The organism is Archangium sp., assembly GCF_036388035.1.
Taxonomy (GTDB): domain Bacteria; phylum Myxococcota; class Myxococcia; order Myxococcales; family Myxococcaceae; genus Archangium.
The window spans coordinates 1-7,014 of record NZ_DASVSO010000840.1 but is presented as its reverse complement, the minus strand read 5'-3'; the positions used below and the strand labels follow the sequence as shown (position 1 = coordinate 7,014).

The window sequence follows — 7,014 nt, the reverse complement described above, 5'->3', positions numbered from 1 at the left end:
CGAAGGAGACGAACGGGTTGTTGCCCTCGAGCCCCTCCATCTCCTCCGACTCCGGAAGCGGAATGGGCGCGGCGCTCCGGGCCGGCGCCGTGTCCTCCGGCGGCAGCGCGAACGGGTCGTTCTCCTCGAAGGAGACCGGCGCGCTGCTCCGAGCGACGACGGAGGCGGGCTTCGGGGCCGGGGCGGCGGGCGCGGGCTTCGGAGCCGGCGCGGGCGCGGCGCTCCGAGCCGGGATCTGGACTGGAACCGGAGCGGGCTTCGGAGCCGGAGCCGGTGGCGCACTCCGGGCGGGCACGGGCTTGGGAGCCGGGGCCACGGCCTTCGGACCCTCATCCGACGCAGCGAACGGATCGTTCTCGTCGAAGGACAGCGACAGCGAGGAACCCGCCGCCGGGCTGGCCGGGGCCGCGGGCTTGTTGGCCTGGACCGGGCCGAGCGCGAGCGCCCCCACCGGATTGTTGGGGATGGGGGCCTTGGCGGAGAGTTGGAGCGCCTGGGCGGGCGTGGGGGTGTTCTCGCCGATGAACTCCATCAGCGGATCCAGGTCGATCGTCGCCGGAGTCTTGGGGGGCTCCATGGAGGACCGCGGGAGCGAGGTCGGTCCGGAGGCCACTCCCCCTCGGGGCGCGGCGATGCCCGGCACCGAGGGAGCCGCCGGAGCGCTCGCGGGCGCACCCATGAGCGAATCGATCGGAGAGGGTCCGGGCGGACGGCCCGCGGCCTTGCCGGTGGGCGCTCCGCCCCAAGGCACGGAGGCAGCGGGCGCGGAGGACCGGGAAGGCTCGAGGGGCGTGCCCGCTCGAGGGGTGGCCGGGGGTTTCGCGACGGCGGCCGCCTCGACAGGAGGCACGGCCGGAGTCGGCGCGGAGGACGCAGCGTCCTCACGAGCAACCCGGAAGGTATGCTGACACTTCGTGCAGCGGACCTTGACCCCCCTGTCCGTCACCTTCTCGTCGGGGATCTTGAACCGCGTCTGGCAACGTTCACACTTGACGATCATTCAGGGCTCGGCCGGTTCGGGAGTATAGGCGCAGTGAGGCCTCACCGCGAACATGCCTCCGCCCGGCTTGCCCGCCCCCAACCCCTCTGCTACAGGCTTTCGTCCCGCATCGTGTGCGAAAGTGCGAAAGCACACGAACGGGGGCGGAGAACGCAGACATGAGCGAGCCAGAGCAGGCAGGCGTGCCCAGCAAAGAGCCCAAGGTCATCAAGCGGTATACCAACCGCAAGCTCTACGACACGGTCGAGAGCCGGTATGTGACCCTCGATGAGATCGCCCTGATGATCAAGGAGGGCGTGGAGGTCCGGATCGTCGACAACCGGACGAAGGAGGACCTCACCTCGGTCACCCTCGCGCAGATCATCTTCGAGGAGGAGAAGAAGCGGAACCGGATGCCCCTGGCGGTGCTCCGGGAGATCATCCGCCATCCGGGCGAGTCGCTGACCGACTTCATCCAGAAGGAGGTCACCCCGAGGGTGGCGTCCATCCGCGAGGAGGCCGAGTCGCGCCTGGACAAGCTGCTGCGGCGCGAGGACAAGCCCGAGGAGGGCGGCGCCACGACCGAGCAGGCTCCCTCGCCCACCGAGCAGCCGGCCGAGGATGCGTCCGCCAACGCGGCGGGTGGCCCGGCGGATCTGCTCAAGGCGAGCCAGCGCGCGCTGGAGGAGTGGCAGCGCCGGATCGACGAGCGGGTGAAGCACGTCGTGGAGAACCTCGCGGGCAACCTGCCGGCGATGGGCCGCGACATGCAGCTGCTCACGCAGCGGCTCGAGGAGCTCGAGAAGAAGCTCGACGAGCTGGAGAAGAAGAAGGACTGACCTACCCCCTCTCCCGCCCGGGAGAGGTTGGGGGTGAGGAGACCGGGGGCGCCCGGACTCTCCCCCCATGTGCTCCCTCTCCCGCCCGGGAGAGGCTCGGGGTGAGGGCGTGCGCCCGCCCTCCCCCACTCCGTCTCCACCCTCTCGCGAATCCGGACGGCTCCGCTACGCCACGCGGGAGGCCTTCTTGCCGCGCTTCTTCGCGCTCTCGCCGTAGATCTCCGCGGCGATGGCGCCGAGCATCCGCGCGCCGGTGCTGCTGGGGGCGTACTCCCAGATGGTCTTCCCGTGGCTCTGGGCCTCGTCCACCTTGACGTTGTAGCCGAGCGGCGTGGCCGCGAGGGACTCGGGGAAGTAGGACTTGAGGCGCTCGAGGATGGCGGTGGCCAGCGCGGTGCGCCGGTAGAGCGTGGGCACCACCTTGGTGATGCGCAGGTCGGGGCGGCCCTCGCTCTCGGCGACCTGGCGGACGGTGTCGGCCACCTCGGCGCAGCCATCGAGCGCGAAGTACGTCAGCCCCACGGGGACCACCACCTCGGTGGCGGCCACGAGGATGTTGCGGGTGGTGATGCCCATGGAGGGCGGGGCGTCGAAGACGATGACATCGAAGCCGGCGGCCTCGGCGGGCGCGAGCCGCTCGGCGAGCCGGTGCGCGCGGCGCTCGTCATTCGCGACGACGAGGGGGAAGTCCGCCATCTCCTTGTAGGCGGGCAGGACGGACAGGCCCTCGATGGCGGAGGGCCGCACCACGTCCTCCAGACGCACGCTCGGGTCGGTGAGCAGGTGGAAGACGTTGCGCGGCAGCGTGCGCACGTCCAGGCCGAGCGACTTGCCCGCGTGCCCCTGCGTGTCCAGGTCCACCAGGAGGACCTTCAGCCCCCGGTCCCGCGCGAGCCACGCGGCGGTGTTGACCGCGAGCGTCGTCTTGCAGGTGCCACCCTTCTCGTTGATGAAGGCGATGCGCCGCATGGGGGGCACTACTTCGACTTCCGGGACGAAGGCGCGGACGCGGTCGTCACCAGCTTGTCCACCTTGGACTCCACCGAGGACAGCAGGCGCTCCAGGTCATCCACCTTGTTGCGCAGCTGCTCCACGTCCGCGGTGGAGGGCAGGTTCATCGCCGAGAGCGCCGAGCGCAGCGCGCTGTCCAGCGTCCCCTTGGCGGCGAGCGAGCGCGACACCAGCGTCTGCACCATCGTCACGAACTTCTCGTTGGACATGAGCTGCTGCGCCAGCTTGCCGACGCGCTCCTCACCGGTCTCGACGAGCTTCTTCACCACGGGGTTGTTCTTGAGCATGGAATCGTCCTGGAGAAAACGCGCGAACTCTGGAAGCACGCGACGCGACGTGTCAAGCGGTGGAAGCAAGACGACAGAGCGCGTTGACAGGGGGGAGGGCCATCCCTACGGTTCGCCGCTCCCGATGGCCGCCCTGCTCGACAAGAGGTTGTGGATCGTTTCCGGAAAGGGCGGCGTGGGGAAGAGCACCATCGCCGCGGCGCTGGCCTTGCGCTCGGCGCGCGCCGGAAGACGCACGCTGGTGTGCGAAGTGAATACGCAGGAGCGCATCAGCCGCCTGCTGGGCCATGAGCCCGTGGGCCCCGAGGTCAAACAGCTGGAGGACAACCTGTGGGCCGTGGACGTGCGCCCCCAGGAGGCCATGCGCGAGTACGCGCTGATGGTCCTGCGCTTCGAGACCCTCTACAAGACGGTCTTCGAGAACAAGGTGGTGCGCTACTTCCTGCGCTTCATCCCCTCGCTGCAGGAGCTGGTGCTGCTGGGGAAGATCCTCTTCCACGCGCAGGAGAAGCGGCCGGACGGCAAGCCGCTGTGGGACACCATCGTGATGGACGCGCCGGCCACGGGCCACGCCATCACCTTCCTGCGGGTGCCCCAGGTGCTGCTGCAGACGTTGCCGCCCGGGCCCATGACCCGCGAGGCGATGAAGATGCGCGACCTCCTGGAGGACCCGGCGACGACGGCGGCGGTGCTGGTGTCGCTGCCCGAGGACATGCCGGTGAACGAGACGCTGGAGCTGCACGCGGCGCTGCGCGACCAGGTGCGGGTGCGCACCCACGCGGCGGTGCTCAACGCGGCCTTCCCCGAGCGCTTCACGGAGGGCGATCTGGAGGCGCTGGTGGACCAGGCGGAGCTGCTGCGGGTGGCGCGCACGCACCATGACCGGGCGGCGCAGACGGTGCTCGCGGAGATGAAGCTGGAGCGCAACCTGCACGTGCCGGTGTACCAGGTGCCCCGCATCTTCGCGCCGGGCTTCGGGCGGCAGGCCATCGAGCAGGTGATGGGGCACTTGGAGCAGCTGGTGACGGGGAAGGCGGGGGCATGAACGCGCTCGCCGAGGCCTTGAAGAACAAGCGCGTGCTGATGTGCGTGGGCTCGGGCGGGGTGGGCAAGACGACCATCTCGGCGACGCTGGCGCTGCGCGCGGCGGTGGATGGGCGCAGCAGCCTGGTGTGCACCATCGACCCGGCCAAGCGCCTGGCCAACTCGCTGGGCCTCAACGCCCTGGGCAACGTGGAGGCCGAGGTGCCCGCCTCCGCGCTGGAGCCGCTGGGGACGAAGCCCCGGGGCCGGCTCCACGCGATGATGCTGGACATGAAGCAGACGTGGGACGACCTCATCACGAAGTACGCCCCACCGGACAAGCGCGAGCGCATCCTCCACAACCGCTTCTACCAGTCGCTCTCCAGCGCCCTCGCCGGCAGCCAGGAGTACATCGCGATGGAGAAGCTGTGGGAGCTGCGCACCAAGCGCGACTACGAGCTCATCGTGCTCGACACGCCGCCCACCGCGCACGCGTTGGACTTCCTCGAGGCGCCCAACCGGGTGCTGGACTTCCTCGACAACGAGGCGGCCAAGTGGCTGCTCACGCCCGCGCTGGCCGCGGGGAAGATTGGCCTGTCGCTCTTCAGCTTCGGCAGCAGCTACGTGGCGAAGACCATCTCCAAGTTCACCGGTACGGAGACGCTGCAGGAGCTGGCCGGCTTCATGATGGCCATCGCCCCGATGAACGAGAGCTTCCGGGAGCGGGCGCGCGGGGTGCGCGAGCTGATGGAGGCCGAGTCCACGGGCTTCGTCCTGGTGACGAGCCCGGGGCGGGAGCGCCTGGACGAGGTGATGCACTTCCACCGGCTGCTCAAGCAAAACCGGATGGAGGTGGTGGCGGTGGTGGTGAACCGCGTCCACCCGATGCCGGGCCCCGAGCTGTGGGAGGAGGCCAGGAGCCTGACGTCCGCCCGGCGCGCGAAGGTGGAGGAGACGCTGCGGGAGCTGACGGTGCTGGCGGAGCAGGACGCCAAGGGCATCGCCGAGCTGCGCGCGGCGGCGGACGGGACCCCGCTCATCCAGGTGCCGCGCTTCGAGCTGGACGTGCACGACATCAGCGCGCTGTGGCGCACGGGGCGCTACCTGATGGGAGACGAGGCGATTCCCACGCCCGCACCCGCGCTCCCCCGGGGTTGAGCCTGTCCTCTAACGCTCCATGCTCGCCCACTCGCCGGGTGGCGGGCCATTCGGGCGGGAAACCCAGGCGGAGGTTAAGCTGGGGCCCGCAGAGGGAACTCCGGGACGGCACCCGCTGTCTTGGAGCCTGGAAACGTGGACGGCCCGCCCATGGGCCCCTGACGAGCTTCGATGCGGAGGACACACATGTCGGCCACTTGGCGCAGGTGGGTGTTGGTGGGAGTTCTGGGCCTGGTGGGGTGTCGGACGACGGGCACGGCGGTGCGCGAGACGCAGGCCGAGCCCTCCCGGCAGGAGGTGCAGTTCGAGCCGGTGACGGTGACGGCGGACCTGGAGCTGTCGTCGCTCAATGACGAGGAGCTGTTCGCGGGCGGCACGTCGGCCTTCGCGGCCAACGACTTCGCCAAGGCGGCGCGCTACTTCGGACGGCTGGCGGACTTCCACCCCACCAGCTCGCACCGGAACGAGGCGCTCTACAACGCGGGGCTCGCCCACGAGCGGCTGGAGCAGTGGGAGGACGCGGCGATGCGCTTCTCCGAGCTGGCCGACGCACAAAAGGGCACGGGCGACACGCTGGACGCGGCCTTCCGCCTCGCCGAGACGCACTACCACCTGGAGCGCTTCGAGGACGCCGCGAAGGTGCTGAAGGTCATCGCCGAGCGCGAGGACCTGCCGGTGGGCAAGCGCCTGGAGGCCCAGGTGCAGCAGGGCGTGTGCGAGCTGGAGTCCGGGCAGCCGGAGAAGGCCGAGGCCACGCTTCAGAAGGCCATCACCACGTACGAGGGGCTCGCGGACAAGGACGAGGTGGAGGACTACTTCCCGGCCCAGGCGCACTTCTTCCGCGGGGAGATCTACCGGCTCTACTACGACGCGGTGAAGCTGGACCCGGCCAAGGGCAGCGACGCGCTGGCGAACGATCTCAACTACAAGGCCGAGCTGCTCCTGTCGGCGCAGGGCCACTACCTGCGCGCCATCCGGGTGGGCAACGGCCACTGGGCGACGGCGGCCGGCTCGCAGATTGGCGCGCTCTACGAGAACCTCTACGAGCACCTGGTGAACTCGCCGGCGCCGGCCGAGCTGGACGCGGAGGAGGCCCAGGTCTACCGCGAGGAGCTGCGCAAGAAGGTGCGGGTGCTGCTCACCAAGTCCATCAACATCTACGAGCGCACGCTGGAGGCGGCCGAGCGCATCGGCTCGCAGAACACCTTCGTGGCCCGCACGCGCGAGAGCCTCGAGAAGATGAAGCGGCTGCTGCTGGCGGACACGGACTCGGCGCCGGCTCCCGCGCCGGTGAAGGCCGAGCCGCACTCCTGAGCCAGGTCCCCCCTGGGAGAACACCGGGGTGAAGGTCTACGCTCCACGCCGCCCATGGAGCCCATCTTCACGCCCGAGCAGCTCGCGGAAATCAAGGCCTACCACCTGCCCCACTACATCTGGAGCGGGGTGAGCCCCTTCCTCTACCTGGGCATCCTGGGGCTCATCCTCGGCGTGCTGGTGCGGCCCTTCCACCGCCGCGCCGAGACCTGCGCGGACTGGCTGTCCCAGCGGCTCTCCTTCCTGCGGACGGCGCCCGTCAGCCGCGCCTTCTTCAAGGCCATGGACCTGCTCTGGGGCGAGTCCGGCTGGGGCACCGCGCTGCTCTTCGCCCTCTTCGTGGACCTCTTCCTCGCCGTCGTCTACCTCCCGGCGAACGTCTACTTCGGCTACGTGCTGGAGC

Annotated in this window: 6 protein-coding genes and 3 pseudogenes; 5 read left to right on the top strand and 4 right to left on the bottom strand. The window is 69.9% G+C overall.

The genetic code is table 11. The annotated features are described in order from the left end of the window. Window positions 1-679 (bottom strand): annotated as a pseudogene (locus tag VF697_RS34665) (hypothetical protein); the annotation flags it as partial. A gap of 261 nt (window positions 680-940) precedes the next feature. Then, window positions 941-1,000 (bottom strand): annotated as a pseudogene (locus VF697_RS43620) (zinc-ribbon domain-containing protein); the annotation flags it as partial. Between the two features lie 158 nt (window positions 1,001-1,158). Between VF697_RS43620 and VF697_RS34660 the strand changes: the two are divergent. Beyond that, window positions 1,159-1,818: a polyhydroxyalkanoate synthesis regulator DNA-binding domain-containing protein gene (locus VF697_RS34660; RefSeq protein WP_331101798.1), complete on the top strand. Its 660-nt coding sequence runs from the start codon at window positions 1,159-1,161 to the stop codon at window positions 1,816-1,818. Between the two features lie 165 nt (window positions 1,819-1,983). Here the strand turns inward: VF697_RS34660 and VF697_RS34655 are convergent, their stop codons facing one another. Both VF697_RS34655 and VF697_RS34650 read right to left on the bottom strand, forming a co-directional pair. Further along, entirely contained in the window at window positions 1,984-2,787 is an 804-nt protein-coding gene (locus VF697_RS34655) for a ParA family protein (protein ID WP_331101796.1), read from the bottom strand. 8 nt (window positions 2,788-2,795) lie between these two features. Next, a complete protein-coding gene (locus VF697_RS34650; protein WP_331101795.1) occupies window positions 2,796-3,116 on the bottom strand; it encodes a hypothetical protein in 321 nt (106 codons plus the stop codon). Between the two features lie 124 nt (window positions 3,117-3,240). Here VF697_RS34650 and VF697_RS34645 point away from each other — a divergent pair, with 124 nt between their 5' ends. From VF697_RS34645 to VF697_RS34630, 4 genes and pseudogenes are all read left to right on the top strand, one after another. After that, on the top strand, window positions 3,241-4,161 hold the full coding sequence (locus VF697_RS34645) for an ArsA family ATPase (RefSeq protein WP_331101794.1): 921 nt from the start codon (window positions 3,241-3,243) through the stop codon (window positions 4,159-4,161). Then, window positions 4,158-5,297 carry an ArsA family ATPase gene (locus VF697_RS34640; protein WP_331101792.1) on the top strand — a complete coding sequence of 380 codons (1,140 nt, stop codon included), beginning with the start codon at window positions 4,158-4,160 and terminating at the stop codon, window positions 5,295-5,297. The genes VF697_RS34645 and VF697_RS34640 overlap by 4 nt, the downstream gene beginning before the upstream one ends. A gap of 186 nt (window positions 5,298-5,483) precedes the next feature. Further along, entirely contained in the window at window positions 5,484-6,611 is a 1,128-nt protein-coding gene (locus VF697_RS34635; protein ID WP_331101790.1) for a tetratricopeptide repeat protein, read from the top strand. Window positions 6,612-6,665: 54 nt separating this feature from the next. Then, window positions 6,666-7,014 (top strand): annotated as a pseudogene (locus tag VF697_RS34630) (peptidase M48); the annotation flags it as partial.